Annotated in this window: 10 protein-coding genes; 5 read left to right on the plus strand and 5 right to left on the minus strand. The window is 76.1% G+C overall.

The window, feature by feature from the left end; genetic code table 11:
• Window positions 1-78 precede the first annotated feature (78 nt).
• Complete coding sequence (locus AC0VX0_RS07285) at window positions 79-4,086, plus strand: Pls/PosA family non-ribosomal peptide synthetase (RefSeq protein WP_041104187.1); 4,008 nt, start codon at window positions 79-81, stop codon at window positions 4,084-4,086.
• Window positions 4,083-5,423 carry a M1 family metallopeptidase gene (locus AC0VX0_RS07290; protein WP_036337490.1) on the plus strand — a complete coding sequence of 447 codons (1,341 nt, stop codon included), beginning with the start codon at window positions 4,083-4,085 and terminating at the stop codon, window positions 5,421-5,423. The genes AC0VX0_RS07285 and AC0VX0_RS07290 overlap by 4 nt, the downstream gene beginning before the upstream one ends.
• An 18-nt stretch (window positions 5,424-5,441) precedes the next feature.
• Here the strand turns inward: AC0VX0_RS07290 and AC0VX0_RS07295 are convergent, their stop codons facing one another.
• Genes AC0VX0_RS07295 through pheS form a run of 3 tightly spaced genes read right to left on the minus strand, consistent with a single transcriptional unit; the run spans window position 5,442 to window position 9,730 of the window.
• Window positions 5,442-6,062 carry a 4'-phosphopantetheinyl transferase family protein gene (locus tag AC0VX0_RS07295; protein WP_036337488.1) on the minus strand — a complete coding sequence of 207 codons (621 nt, stop codon included), beginning with the start codon at window positions 6,060-6,062 and terminating at the stop codon, window positions 5,442-5,444.
• Between the two features lie 2 nt (window positions 6,063-6,064).
• Window positions 6,065-8,644 (minus strand): phenylalanine--tRNA ligase subunit beta, encoded by a 2,580-nt coding sequence (gene pheT, locus AC0VX0_RS07300; RefSeq protein ID WP_036315647.1) that lies wholly within the window; start codon window positions 8,642-8,644, stop codon window positions 6,065-6,067.
• A gap of 3 nt (window positions 8,645-8,647) precedes the next feature.
• Window positions 8,648-9,730, minus strand: coding sequence for a phenylalanine--tRNA ligase subunit alpha (gene pheS / locus AC0VX0_RS07305; protein WP_012750956.1), 1,083 nt, complete (start codon window positions 9,728-9,730; stop codon window positions 8,648-8,650).
• A gap of 86 nt (window positions 9,731-9,816) precedes the next feature.
• On the opposite strand from pheS, the gene AC0VX0_RS07310 reads away from it, so the two are divergent.
• Complete coding sequence (locus AC0VX0_RS07310; RefSeq protein ID WP_020624687.1) at window positions 9,817-10,224, plus strand: CHY zinc finger protein; 408 nt, start codon at window positions 9,817-9,819, stop codon at window positions 10,222-10,224.
• Window positions 10,221-10,670 carry a hypothetical protein gene (locus AC0VX0_RS07315; protein ID WP_036315645.1) on the plus strand — a complete coding sequence of 150 codons (450 nt, stop codon included), beginning with the start codon at window positions 10,221-10,223 and terminating at the stop codon, window positions 10,668-10,670. Before AC0VX0_RS07310 ends, AC0VX0_RS07315 begins: the two co-directional genes overlap by 4 nt.
• Window positions 10,671-10,715: 45 nt before the next feature.
• Here the strand turns inward: AC0VX0_RS07315 and AC0VX0_RS07320 are convergent, their stop codons facing one another.
• On the minus strand, window positions 10,716-11,378 hold the full coding sequence (locus AC0VX0_RS07320; protein WP_036315688.1) for a pyroglutamyl-peptidase I: 663 nt from the start codon (window positions 11,376-11,378) through the stop codon (window positions 10,716-10,718).
• Between the two features lie 92 nt (window positions 11,379-11,470).
• Between AC0VX0_RS07320 and AC0VX0_RS07325 the strand changes: the two genes are divergently transcribed.
• Complete coding sequence (locus tag AC0VX0_RS07325) at window positions 11,471-12,544, plus strand: Rv2578c family radical SAM protein (RefSeq protein ID WP_020624690.1); 1,074 nt, start codon at window positions 11,471-11,473, stop codon at window positions 12,542-12,544.
• Between the two features lie 34 nt (window positions 12,545-12,578).
• On the opposite strand, the gene AC0VX0_RS07330 is transcribed toward AC0VX0_RS07325, so the two are convergent.
• On the minus strand, window positions 12,579-13,091 hold the full coding sequence (locus AC0VX0_RS07330) for a (deoxy)nucleoside triphosphate pyrophosphohydrolase (protein WP_036315642.1): 513 nt from the start codon (window positions 13,089-13,091) through the stop codon (window positions 12,579-12,581).
• Between the last annotated feature and the right edge of the window lie 45 nt (window positions 13,092-13,136).

Consider the following 13,136-nt stretch of genomic DNA (forward strand, 5'->3'; position numbering starts at 1 on the left):
GGCGGGGCATAGAATGTCCCGCTGCGGCCTGGTCCGCGTCCGACCCTCGGTTTGCCGCTCACACCCCCGGAGGCCCCTGTGTCCCTTTCGTCCGCCGCGCCCACCCCGCCCTCCGTCCCCCTCGACCCCGCGGGCGCGCCGCATCGGCCGCAGCTGCCCGGCTCCGAGCGCACCCCGCCCGCCCGGACGCTCGTGGAGCTCTTCGACGCCACGGCGCGCGAGCACCCGGACGCGACCGCCCTGGACGACGGCGTCGAGCCGCTGACGTACGCGGAGCTGCGGGAGCGCGTCGACGAGACCGCCCGCCACCTGTGGGCCGCCGGCGTGCGGGCGGGAGACCGGGTCGGCGTGCGGATCGCCTCGGGCACGGCCGCGCTGTACGTCTCGATCCTCGGCGTGCTCGCCGCCGGCGCGGCCTACGTCCCCGTGGACGCGGACGATCCGGAGGAGCGCGCCCGCCTCGTGTTCGGCGAGGCGAAGGTGGCCGGCGTCCTCACCGACGAGCGGGTCTACGCCCCGCACCCCGAGCACACCGCGGACCCGGCCGCGGAGGCCCGCGCCCCCGGGCTCGAGGACGACGCGTGGATCATCTTCACCTCTGGCTCGACGGGCACCCCCAAGGGCGTGGCGGTGAGCCACCGCTCGGCCGCGGCCTTCGTGGACGCCGAGGCGCGGATCTTCCTGGCGGACGATCCGCTCGCCCCGGGCGACCGCGTGCTGGCGGGACTGTCCGTCGCGTTCGACGCCTCGTGCGAGGAGATGTGGCTCGCCTGGCGTCACGGTGCGTGCCTGGTCCCGGCCCCCCGCTCGCTCGTGCGCTCCGGCATGGACCTCGGCCCGTGGCTCGCCGAGCGGCGCATCACCGCCGTGTCCACCGTGCCGACCCTCGCCGCGATGTGGCCCACCGAGGCCATGGACAACGTCCGGCTGCTGATCTTCGGCGGCGAGGCCTGCCCGCCCGAGCTCGCCGCGCGCCTGGCGGAGGACGGCCGCGAGGTCTGGAACACCTACGGCCCCACGGAGGCCACCGTCGTCGCGTGCGCGGCCCCGCTCACGGGTCTCGGCCCGGTCCGCATCGGCCTGCCCCTGGACGGCTGGGACCTGGCCGTCGTCGACCCGCAGACCACGCTGCCCGTGGCCGAGGGCGAGACGGGCGAGCTGATCATCGGCGGCGTCGGCCTGGCCCGCTACCTCGACCCGGCCAAGGACGCCGAGAAGTACGCCCCCATGCCCTCCCTCGGCTGGGAGCGTGCCTACCGCTCCGGTGACCTCGTGGTCTTCGAGCCGGAGGGCCTGCTGTTCGTCGGCCGCGCCGACGACCAGGTGAAGCTCGGCGGCCGCCGCATCGAGCTCGGCGAGGTGGACGCGGCGCTCCAGGCCCTGCCCGGCGTCCACGGCGGCGCCGCGGCCGTGCAGACCACCCCGGCGGGCCACCAGATCCTCGTCGGCTACCTCGTCCCCGCGGACCCCGAGGCCGAGCTCGACCTGCACATGGCCCGCGAGCACCTCGCGGCGGAGCTGCCGGCCGCACTCGTGCCCCGGCTGGCCGTCGTGGACTCCCTGCCCACGAAGACCTCCGGCAAGGTGGACCGCCACGCGCTGCCGTGGCCCCTGCCCGGCGCCGAGGTGGACGAGGACGCGCCCCAGCCGAACGAGGACACCGCCGACGGCTGGGTGCTGCGCCAGTGGGCGGACGTGCTCGGCGCGCCCCCCAAGGACGCCGACACCGACTTCTTCGAGGCCGGCGGCGGCTCGCTCGCCGCTGCCCAGCTCGTGGCCCGCCTGCGCCTGCGCCACCCGGCCGTGACCGTCCAGGACGTCTACCGCAACCCCACCGCCGGGGCCCTCGTGGCCGCCGTCGTGGGCGACGACGGCCCCCGCGGCATCGAGGTGCACGACCGGCACGTCGACCGCACCCGCCACCGCACCCAGTGGGTCCAGACCCTCGTGGGACTGCCCGTGTTCGTCCTGCCCGCCCTGCGCCTGGGCGTGTGGACCGGCCTGGCCCTGAACCTGCTGACGCTCTCCGGGCTCGCGCCCGGGCTGCCCACCGTGCCGTGGTGGGTGCTGATCGTGGCCGGTCTGCTGGTGGTGACCGTGCCCGGCCGCATGCTGCTCACCGCCGCGACGGCCCGGCTGCTGCTGCGCGGCGTGAGCCCCGGGTCCTACCCGCGCGGTGGCCGCGTCCACCTGCGCCTGTGGCTCGCCCAGCAGATCAGCGACCTCGTGGACCCCTACTCGCTGGCCGGCGCCACGTGGGTGCCCGCCTACGCGCGACTGCTGGGCAACCGGATCGGCAAGGACGTGGACATGCACACCGTGCCACCGGTCACCGGCATGCTCACGGTCGAGGAGGGCGCCGCGATCGAGCCTGAGGTGGACCTGTCCGGCTACTGGGTCGACGGCGACGTCGTCCGGCTCGGCGAGGTGCGCATCGGCGCGGACGCCGTCGTGGGCGCCCGCTCCACGCTCCTGCCGGGCGCCCAGGTCGGCGCCGGGGCGCACGTCGAGGCCGGGTCCACCGTCGCCGGGCGGGTGCGCGGCGGCCAGCGCCACGCCGGCTCCCCCGCCGTCAAGGTGGGCAAGGTGAAGTCCCGCGGCCCCGCCGAGGCGCCGCGGGAGACCCCGGGCTGGCGCCTGATGGCGACCGTCCTCTCGACCCTCATCTCCCTCCTTCCGCTCGTCTCCGCCGCCGCGGCGGCCGCGGTGGCCGCGTGGTCGCTGACCTGGTGGCCGCCGGCCCCGGAGGCGGGGCCGCTGGCCGCCGTCGGGACCACCGCGGCGCGCCTGCTGGCCGCAAGCCCCCTGGTGGCCGGCGTCTGGTTCCTGACCCAGATGCTGCTCGTGCTCGTCACCGTGCGCCTGCTCGCGCTCGGCATCACGGAGGGGCACCACCCCGTGCGCTCCCGGGTCGGCTGGCAGGTGTGGGCCACCGAGCGCGTCCTCGACGCCGCCCGCGACCAGCTGTTCCCGATCTACGCCTCCCGCTTCACGCCGACGTGGCTGCGCCTGCTGGGCGCCGAGGTGGGCCGCGGCGTCGAGGCCTCCACCGTGGTGCTCCTGCCCTGCATGACCCGCGTGGGCGACGGCGCGTTCCTCGCCGACGACACGATGGTCTCCTCCTACTCCCTCGACGGCGGGTGGATGCACGTGGCCCCCGCGAAGGTCGGCAAGCGCTCGTTCGTGGGCAACTCCGGCATGGTGCCCGGCGGCCGCACCCTGCGCCGCGACTCGCTCGTGGCGGTGCTGTCCACCACCCCGGCCAAGACCAAGGCGGGCACGTCCTGGATGGGCTCCCCGCCCGTGCGCCTGCGCCGCAACGAGGTCACCGCAGACGCCGCCCTCACCTACGACCCGCCGGCCCGACTCAAGGCCGCCCGCACCGCCTGGGAGCTGCTGCGCGCGATCCCGGTGTGGCTGCACGTGGCCCTGTCCCTCGCCGTCGGCGCGACGCTGGCCGCCCTCATCGCGGTCGGCACGTGGGCGCTGGCCTTCGTCCTGGGCGGCGTCGTCCTGCTCGCGGCCGGCGCGGTCGCGGCGAGCCTGACCGTGCTCGCCAAGCGGGTCTTCGTCGGCCGGATCCGCGCGGGCGAGCACCCGCTGTGGTCCTCGTTCATCTGGCGCAACGAGGTCGCGGACACCTTCACCGAGTTCCTCGCCGCCCCGTGGTTCAGCCGGGCCGCGGCCGGCACCCCCGCCCTGGTCTGGTTCCTGCGCGCGATGGGCGCCCGCATCGGCCACGGCGCCTGGGTCGAGTCCTACTGGCTGCCCGAGGCCGACCTCGTGGAGCTCGGCGACGGCGCCACCGTGAACCGCGGCTGCGTCGTCCAGACCCACCTGTTCCACGACCGCGTGATGTCCCTGGACGCCGTCGTCCTGGAGGACGGCGCCACCCTCGGCCCCCACTCCGTGGTGCTGCCCGCCGCCCGCCTGGGCCGCGGCACCACCGTCGGTGCCGGGTCCCTCGTGATGCGCGGCGAGGAGCTGCCCGCCGGCACGTGGTGGCTCGGCAACCCGGTCTCCCCGTGGCGTCGTCCCGACGGCGACCCCGCCGCCGCGGCCACCCCCTCCCGAGAGGAAGCATGAGCACCGATCCCTACGTCCCGGGCGTCGGCACCGACGCCGCCACCGTCGAGCACATCGCACTGGACCTCGACGTGCGCCTGGCCGCGAACCGGGTCTCCGGCACCGCCGTCCTGCGCGTGCGCCTGACGAAGCAGAGCCGCCGCATCGAGCTGGACCTGTACCGGCTGCGCGTGTCCCGGGTGGACGCCGTCGTCGACGGCCGCGCCGTCGCCTCCTCGTTCACCCAGCCGGGCCGCGCCCCGAGCCGCCTCGTCGTCGACCTGGACGAGAGCCGGCCGGAGGGCACGCTCGTGGAGCTGACCGTGGTCTACGCGGGCACGCCCACGCTGCGGCGCAGCCCGTGGGGCACGATCGGCTGGGAGGAGCTCACGGACGGCGTGCTCGTGGCCGGGCAGCCCCACGGCGCCTCCACGTGGCTGCCGTGCGTGGACTCCCCCACCTCCCGCTCGACGGCGGAGATCACCCTCACCTGCGACGCGGGCTACCTGCCCGTCGCCAACGGCGTGGGCGCGCCCGTGCGCACGCGCGGCTCGCGGGTCACGTGGCGGTGGCGGCTCGACCAGCCCGTGCCCGCCTACCTGCTCAGCGTGCAGATCGGCCGCTACCGGCTCGTGGACGCCGCCCCTCCCGCCGAGGGCCTGCCGCCGCTGCGCCTCGTGGTCTCCCCGCGGACCGAGCAGCGGGCCCTCCGGGCCCTTGCCCCCCAGCCGGCCATGATGGCCACGTTCATCGACGCCTACGGGCCATACCCATTCGAGGACTACACCGCGGTCGTGGCCGACGAGGAGCTCGAGATCCCGCTCGAGGCCGCGAGCATGTCGCTGTTCGGCACCAACCACCTGGACGGCTCGTGGGAGTCCGAGCGGCTGATCGCCCACGAGATGTCCCACCAGTGGTTCGGCAACGCCGTGACCCTGGGCCGCTGGTCCGACCTGTGGCTGCACGAGGGCTTCGCCTGCTGGTCCGAGTGGCTGTGGGCCGAGGCCTCGGGGCGGTCCAGCATCACCTCGATGGCGCGGCGGGCCTGGCAGAAGCTGGCCGCGCACCCGGTGGAGCAGGCGCTGGCCGAGCCCGGGCCGGAGGAGATGTTCGAGGACTGGGTGTACAAGCGCGGCGCGCTCACCGTGGAGGCGCTGCGGCACCTGCTGGGCACGGACCTCTTCGGCTCCATGCTGCGCGCCTGGGTGCGGGAGCACCGGTTCGGCACCGTCGACTCCCTGGGGCTGCGCACGCACGTGCACGCGTGGGCCCCGCACGCCGGGGTGAGCCGAGCGCAGGTGGACGAGCTCTTCGACGCGTGGACGCTGCGGCCCGAGCTGCCGCCGTTCCCGGGCTGAGGCGCCCGCGCGGTCGACTCAGCGGCCCCGCAGCGCCAGCGCCCCGAGGAGACCGCCCGGCAGCCGGTCGGTGAGGTCCACCAGCACGACGTCGGCCGGCACGGTCAGTGCGTCGACGGCGGCGGGGTCGCCCGTGAAGCCGGTGCCGGCGGCCTTCACGAGCGCCTCCTTCCGCGTCCACAGCCGGGCCCGCGCGGCGGGCCTCTCGGGGGCGGGAAGCTCCCGCACCCGGGCGCGCTCCGCCGTCGAGAAGCCCACCCCGCCCAGGCCGTCCTCGTCCGCGAAGGCCGCGGCGTCCGCCCGCTCGACGTCCACCCCGAGGCCGAGCCCGTCGGCGGGCCGTGCCGGCGCCCACCACGCCCCGATCCGAGCCCGGTCCTCAGTGCCGGGCATCCGGACGCGCGTGAACGAGACGAGGGCGACCCGGCCGGGGGGCAGGCCGGTCAGCGCGGGGACGCCGTGCGCGGCCGAGCCGCAGCGCGGGCAGGCGTGCCGGAGCCCGAGCGGCCCCACCGGCACGCCCCAGGCCGCCGTCAGGGCGGTGCGCACCTGACCGAGCAGCGCGGAGACGGCGTCGGCCGCCCCCGCCGAGGCGGGGACGGCCGAGGTCAGGCCCCACGGGCCGGTCGCGACGGACACGGTCAGCGCTGGACCGCCCCGTGCCGCTGCGCCGCGAGCGCGGTGGCCGCGGCGCGGGCCTCGGAGACCTCCTCCGCGGTGAGCGTGCGGTCAGGGGCGCGGAAGCGCAGGGAGAACGCGAGGGACTTCCGCCCCTCCGGCACGCCCGCGCCCCGGTAGACGTCGAACAGCTCGACGGCCTCGAGCAGCTCCCCGGCACCCTCGGCGAGGGTCGCGCGCACGTCCCCGGCCACGACGGCCTCGTCCACCACGAGCGCCACGTCCTGCGTGCTCACGGGGAACGTGGACAGCGGTGCGGCGACCACGATCTCGGGGGCCGCGGCGCACAGCGCGTCCAGGTCCAGCTCCCACACGCTCGTGCGGGCGGGCAGGTCCTCGGCCTCGAGCCACTGCGGGTGCAGCTCGCCGGCGACGCCCACCACCCGGTCCCCGTGCTCGGTCACGACGACGAGCTCGGCCACCCGGCCCGGGTGGAACGCGTGGTGCCGGCCCTGCCGGACGGTCAGCTCGACGCCGAGGACGTCGGCCACGTCGAGGGCCCCGGCGATCGCGTCCTGCCAGTCCACCGGGCGGGGGTCGTGGTCCGGCCCGGGCGCCGAGTCGTGCCCGGCGTACAGACCGGCCACGTGCCACGGCTGAGCGGGGATGCCGGCCTCGAGGTCGGCGAGGACCTCGGCGGAGGGGTGGACCGCGCGCGGGGGGATCGTCGCCGAGCCCAGCTGCGCGCCGGGCAGGAAGACCAGCCCCATCTCGTACAGCGCCAGATCGCGGAAGCCGCGTCCGAGGTTGCGGCGCGCGGTCTCGACGAGGCCCGGCAGCAGCGACAGGCGCAGGTACCGGTACTGGGAGGCGATCGGATTGGCCAGGGCCACCATCGCCAGGGCCTGGCCCTGCGCGTCCGAGTCCGCCCCGAAACGCCGGTTCTGCTCCTCGGAGACGAACGGGTAGGCCAGCACCTCGGTGAGTCCCGCGGCCGCGAGCGCGGCCGACACGCGGCGACGCTGGGCCTGGCGGCGGGTGAAGCCGCGGCCCGGCGGGGCCACGGGCACCACGGAGGGGATCGCGTCGTAGCCGCGCAGGCGCGCGACCTCCTCGGCGAGGTCCTCGGGGATGCGCAGGTCCGTGCGCCACGACGGGGCGGTCACGGTCAGCCGCGGGGCGACGTCGGCGGCGGCCTCGGCGACGGCCACCTCGGCGCCCAGGGCGCGCAGCGTCTCCACGACCTCGTCGGTCGTGTACGCCACGCCCACCAGGGCGGAGGGGAAGTCGGCGGCCATCTCGACGACGGCCGGCTGCGGCCGCGTCCCGACGTCGGTGACCCCGGGCTCGGCGGTGCCGCCGGCGAGCTCGACGAGCAGCTGCACGGCCCGCTCGGCCGCCTCGTCGGCGATCTCCCAGTCGACGCCGCGCTCGTTGCGCTTCGACGCCTCCGAGGGCAGGCGGTGCCGGCGCCGCGTACGGGCGATCGACACGGGGTCGAAGTTCGCGGACTCGACCACGATCGTGGTGGTGGCGTCCGTGACCTCGGTGGCGGCCCCGCCCATGACGCCCGCCAGGCCGATGGGGCCGGAGTCGTCCGTGATGAGCAGGTCCTCGGGGTCGAGCTCGCGCTCCTTGCCGTCGAGGGTGGTCAGGGTCTCTCCGGCCCGCGCGCGGCGCACCACGATCTCGCCGGAGAGCGTGTCCGCGTCGTAGAAGTGCAGGGGCTGGCCCAGCTCCCACATGACGTAGTTGGAGATGTCCACCGGCAGGGAGATGGTGCGGATGCCGGCCAGGCGCAGGCGCGCGGCCAGCCACGGCGGGGTCGGGCGGGTCGCGTCCACGCCGGAGACCGTGCGGGCCACGAACCGGGTGGCCCCGGGCTCGCCGTGGATCGGCGCGTCGTCGTCGATGCGGACGGCCGGGCCGGCGTCGTCGGCCGCGGGCGGGTGGACGGCGGCGGCCGGGTCCGTGAAGGGCACGCCGGTGGCGTGCGCGTACTCGCGCGCGACGCCGCGCATCGAGAACGCGTAGCCGCGGTCGGGCGTCACGTTGATCTCGGCGGCCTCGCCGTGCAGGTCCAGGACGTCCCGGGCGTCGGTGCCCGGCTCGGGGTCGAGCCCGAGGTCGCCGAGCACGATGATCCCGTCCGTGCCGTCGTCGCCCACGCCCAGCTCCGTGCTGGAGGCGATCATCCCGGCCGAGACGTGCCCGTAGGTCTTGCGGGGGCTGATGCGGAAGTCGCCGGGCAGCACCGCGCCGGGCAGGGTCACGACGACCTTGTCCCCGACCTCGAAGTTGTGGGCGCCGCACACGATGCCCTGCACGCCGGAGGGCTCGATGCCCTCGCCGGTGAGCGGCTGGGCGGCGCCCTCGGGAACCACCCGCACGGAGCACCAGTTGATGGTCTTGCCGTTCTTCTGCGGCTCGGGCTCCTTGGAGAGCACCTGCCCGACGACGATCGGGCCCTGCAGCTCGGCGGCCGGACGGTGGACGTCCTCCTCCTCGAGGCCGACGCGGACGAGGTCGGCCATCACGTCCTCGGCACGGTGCTCCGCGGGCACGGGGACGAACTCCCGCAGCCAGTCCAGGGGGATGCGCATGGATCAGACCTCCATTCCGAAGTGCTGGGAGAAGCGGACGTCGCCCTCGATCATGTCGTGCATGTCCGGGACCTCGTTGCGGAACATGAGCGTGCGCTCCACGCCCATGCCGAACGCGAACCCGGAGTACTCCTCCGGGTCCAGGCCCGCGGCGCGCAGCACATTCGGGTGCACCATGCCGCAGCCGCCCCACTCGATCCAGCGGGGCCCGCCCTTGGCGCCGGGGTGCCAGATGTCCAGCTCGGCGCTGGGCTCGGTGAACGGGAAGAAGTTCGGGCGCAGGCGGATGGCCGCCTCGGCCCCGAACATCTGGCGGGCGAAGTACTCGAGGGTGCCGCGCAGGTGGGCCATGGTCAGGCCCTTGTCCACGGCCAGGCCCTCGAACTGGTGGAACACCGGGGTGTGCGTGGCGTCCAGCTCGTCCGTGCGGAAGGTGCGACCCGGGCACAGCACGTAGGTGGGGGCGCCCCGCTCGAGCAGGGAGCGCATCTGCACCGGGGAGGTGTGGGTGCGCAGCAGCAGGTGGGCCTCGGCCGGGGCCACGAAGAAGGTGTCCTGCATCTCGCGGGCCGGATGGTCCGGCGCGAAGTTGAGGGAGTCGAAGTTGAACCACTCGGACTCGAGCTCGGGGCCCTCCGCGATCTCCCAGCCCATGCCGACGAAGATCTCCGAGACACGGTCCATCGTCAGCGAGAGCGGGTGACGGGCGCCGACGCGGCGGCGACGGACCGCGGTGGTCACGTCCACCGTCTCCTCGCGCAGGATCCGCGCGGCCTGCTCCGCCTCGAGCACCTCGGTGCGGGCGGCCAGGGCCTTGCCCAGGCGGCCGCGTGCGGCGCCCATGAGCTTGCCGGCCTCCGCCTTGCGCTCCTTGGGCAGAGCGCCGATCGCCTTGTTCGCGAGAGTCAGGGGGGCCCGGTCGCCGGTGTGGGCCAGGCGGGCGGCCTTGAGCTCATCGAGGTCCGCCGCGGCCTCGTACGCGGCGAGCGCGGCCTGCACGGCGGCCTCCACCGCCTCCGCGTCCACGGGGGAGATCTCCGCCACGGGCGCGGTGGGCTCCGCGCCGGTCTCGGGGCTGGGTGTCATCAGGGCAACGACCTTCGCATGGGGGACGGTGGGACGCCCGTCAGTCTAGTGTCCGCCCCGGGCGCGCTCGGCCTAGGCTGAGGCGCATGACCGCCCCGGACTCCCTCGACGGCACCGACCCGCTGCTGCGGGGCGTGGGGCTGGACGCGCAGACCCGCTGCGCCCATTACGCCACGGCGCGGGACGTCGTCGCCCTGCGCTTCGCCTGCTGCCCCGCGTACTGGTCCTGCCACCGCTGCCACGCGGAACTCGCCGACCACCCGGCCGTGCCGGTGCCGGCCGGCGACTTCGACCGGCCGCACGTGCTGTGCGGGGTGTGCCGCACCGAGCTCAGCGTGGCCGCCTACCTCGCCCTCGAGGCCACCGCCGATCCCGCGTGTCCGGCCTGCGGAGCGCCGTTCAACCCGGGCTGCGCCGCCCATGCCCCGCTCTACTTCGACGTCCCCGCGTCCGGGTCCCCCGCCGGTGACGTCGACCCCGCGACACGGCCGTGACCGCCGCCCCCTCCCGGCCGTCGCCTCCGGCGCACGTGCGGGCGCGCGGGCTGTGGAACCTGCTGAACCTGGCGACGCCGCTGGGGCTGGTGGGCGCCGTCGTCGCCGGCTGCGCGCTGCGGCCCGGGCCGCACGGGCTGATCGAGGCCCGCGGCTGGACGCACCGGTTCCCGGGCGGGGCCGCGTTCACGGTCGGCGACGTCGTGTTCACCCGCCCCGGCCTGCGCATGACGCCCGCGCTGTGGCGGCACGAGGCCGGCCATGCGGACCAGTACGCCCTCCTGCTGGGTCTGCCGTTCCTGCCGGCGTACGCGCTCGCGGCGGCGTGGTCGACGTGGCGGACCGGGGACCCGGCGTCGCGCAACGTCTTCGAACGACGCGCGGGCCTGGCCCTGGGCGGCTACGTCGAGCGGCCCGTGGTCCGCGGCCTGCGGCCGCGCCGCTGACGGGCACGGGCGGTCGCGCCGACGCGGACCCGGGGTCCGGGGAGGTCAGTGCATGGTGCCGCCGGGGACGTCGAGGTCGGGGCCGCCGGCCAGCGCCGTCAGGGCGGCCTCGGCCACCGCGCGCGCCAGGTCGGCCGCGGGCAGCGCCGGGGTGTCCGGCGTCGGGCGGTGCTCGGCGTCCCACGGCACGTGGAGGAAGCCGGCGGCCCGGGCGGTGCCGGGGGCGTCGAGGAGGGCGTACATGACGTGGTTGCACACGAACGCGCCCGCGGACAGGGACGGCTCCGCGGCGACGCCGGCCGCCCGGATCGCGGCGACGGCACGCTTGGCGGGCAGGGTGGCGAACAGGGCCGCGGGCCCGTCGGCGCGCACGGGCCGGTCCACGGGCTGGTCCCCCGCGTTGTCCGGGATCCGGGCGTCCTGCAGGTTCACGGCCACCCGCTCGACCCGGACGGCCGCCGTGCCGCCGGCCAGCCCGACGGCGATCGCCACCTCCGGCCGGACCCGGTCGAGGGCCGCGGTCAGGGCAGACCCGGCCGCGCCGAACGCGCACGGCAGCTCGACCGCCTCGGCCGTCACACCCCGGTCCGCCAGGATGCCCACGGCGTCCCGCGCGGCGGCGATCGACGGGTTGTGGACGTCGCCGCCGAAGGGCTCGAAGCCCGTGAGCAGGACGCGGGCGGCCGGGGCGGGTGCACGGGAGGTCATGGCGACCACGGTAGGCGCGTCTGGGCGCCCGCGCCCCGCCCGGACTCGAACACGCTTGCGGGTTGATTCGAACATGTGTTCTACTTCTGGCCATGCGATGGGAAGCGCAGACCCTGCGGTCCGAGGGCGGAGCCCAGCGGGCGACGGCCGGCACACCGGCCGGCTCCGCCGCCCTGCTGCCGCTCTCGGACCTGCAGCGGAGTGTCACCACCCCGGAGTTCGCGGGGGTCACCTTCCATGAGGTGCTCGCCAAGACCGCACTGAACTCGGTGCCGTCCGCCTCGGCCATGCCGTTCCGCTGGACCGTGAACCCGTACCGCGGCTGCACCCACGCCTGCCGGTACTGCTACGCCCGCAGCACCCACACCTTCCTCGAGCTCGACGCCGGGGCCGACTTCGACCGGCAGATCGTCGTGAAGGTCAACGTCGCCGAGGTGCTGCGCGCCGAACTCGCCCGCCCCACGTGGGGCCGCGAGGCGGTGGCGTTGGGGACGAACACGGACCCGTATCAGCGGGCCGAGGGCCGCTACGCGCTGATGCCCGGGATCATCCGGGCCCTGGCCGATTCCGGCACCCCGTTCTCCGTGCTGACCAAGGGGACCCTGCTCGCGCGGGATGTGCCCCTGCTGCAGGCGGCCTCGCGCCAGGTGCCGGTGCAGGTCTCGCTGTCCCTGGCGATGCTCGACCCCGCCATCGCCGCCGCGGTCGAGCCGGGCACGCCGTCGCCGACCGCACGCCTGCGCCTGATCGAGCGGCTCGCCGCCGCGGGTGCGGACGTCACCGTCATGGCCATGCCCCTGCTGCCGTGGCTCACGGACGGGGACCGCGAGATCGACGCCCTCATGCGCGCGCTGGCGGACGCCGGAGCCGCGCGCGTCATGCCGGGCGCCCTGCACCTGCGGCCGGGCGCGAAGGAGTGGTACCTGGACTGGATCCGCCGCGAGCACCCGGATCTGCTGGCCGGCTACGAGCAGATGTACGCCCGGTCCGCCTACGCGCCCGAGTCGTACCGCCGCATGCTCACCCGGATGGCCGGGGAGGCCGCCGCACGGCACGGCCTGGCCCGCGGCGGCGCCCACGGCATCCGGCGCGAGGACGGTCCCCCGGCCCGGCGCCGGCCGGCGTCCCGGCCCTCCGCTCCGGCGGCGCAGCCCGCGCTGTTCTGACCGGTCCGCGGGGCGCGGCCGGCCGCGTGTCGACTCAGCGCCCCGCGGAGAACGCCGTGGCGGCGCCACGGAGCACCTCGGCCACGATCGGCCGGTCCGCCGGGATCCAGTCCAGGTGCCGCACGCCCGGCCCGGCGAGCGGCAGCCACGCCAGCAGGTCGTGGTCCTGGAGGGCTCGGGGTGTCGTCCCCTCCTCCGCCAGGACGCCCCAGAACACCCGCATCCGGGCGCCGTTGGCCAGCTCCCACCCGTCCGGCTCCGGCGCCGCCACCTCGGGGCCGAGCCGCACGGCGACCCCGAGCTCCTCCCGGCACTCCCGCAGCAGCGCCTCCTGGACGCCCTCCCCCGGCTCGACCTTGCCCCCGGGGAACTCCCAGAGCCCCCGCAGCGGGGCAGGCGCGCTGCGACGGGCCGCCAGCAGGCGGGTCGGCGCGGCCACATCGTCGAGCAGCGCGAGCCCCACGACCAGCCGCGGTCGCGCACCGTCCCGGGGCGACGTCGTCGGGCTGGCAGCGGGCGCGGGGCGAGCGGGTGTGGCGGAGGTCATGAGCCCAGGCTAGCGAGGCCCCCGCCCCCGCAGACCGGAGTCCGT

This window comes from Micrococcus sp. iso_26 (assembly GCF_056172975.1).

Coding starts and splice junctions, on each gene's coding strand:
- pheT (WP_036315647.1), bottom strand. CDS start 8,644: ATGCGCATCCCCCTGGACTGGCTGCGGGAGTTCGTCCCCGTGCCCGCG.
- AC0VX0_RS07290 (WP_036337490.1), top strand. CDS start 4,083: ATGAGCACCGATCCCTACGTCCCGGGCGTCGGCACCGACGCCGCCACC.
- pheS (WP_012750956.1), bottom strand. CDS start 9,730: ATGACACCCAGCCCCGAGACCGGCGCGGAGCCCACCGCGCCCGTGGCG.
- AC0VX0_RS07320 (WP_036315688.1), bottom strand. CDS start 11,378: ATGACCTCCCGTGCACCCGCCCCGGCCGCCCGCGTCCTGCTCACGGGC.
- AC0VX0_RS07310 (WP_020624687.1), top strand. CDS start 9,817: ATGACCGCCCCGGACTCCCTCGACGGCACCGACCCGCTGCTGCGGGGC.
- AC0VX0_RS07330 (WP_036315642.1), bottom strand. CDS start 13,091: ATGACCTCCGCCACACCCGCTCGCCCCGCGCCCGCTGCCAGCCCGACG.
- AC0VX0_RS07325 (WP_020624690.1), top strand. CDS start 11,471: ATGCGATGGGAAGCGCAGACCCTGCGGTCCGAGGGCGGAGCCCAGCGG.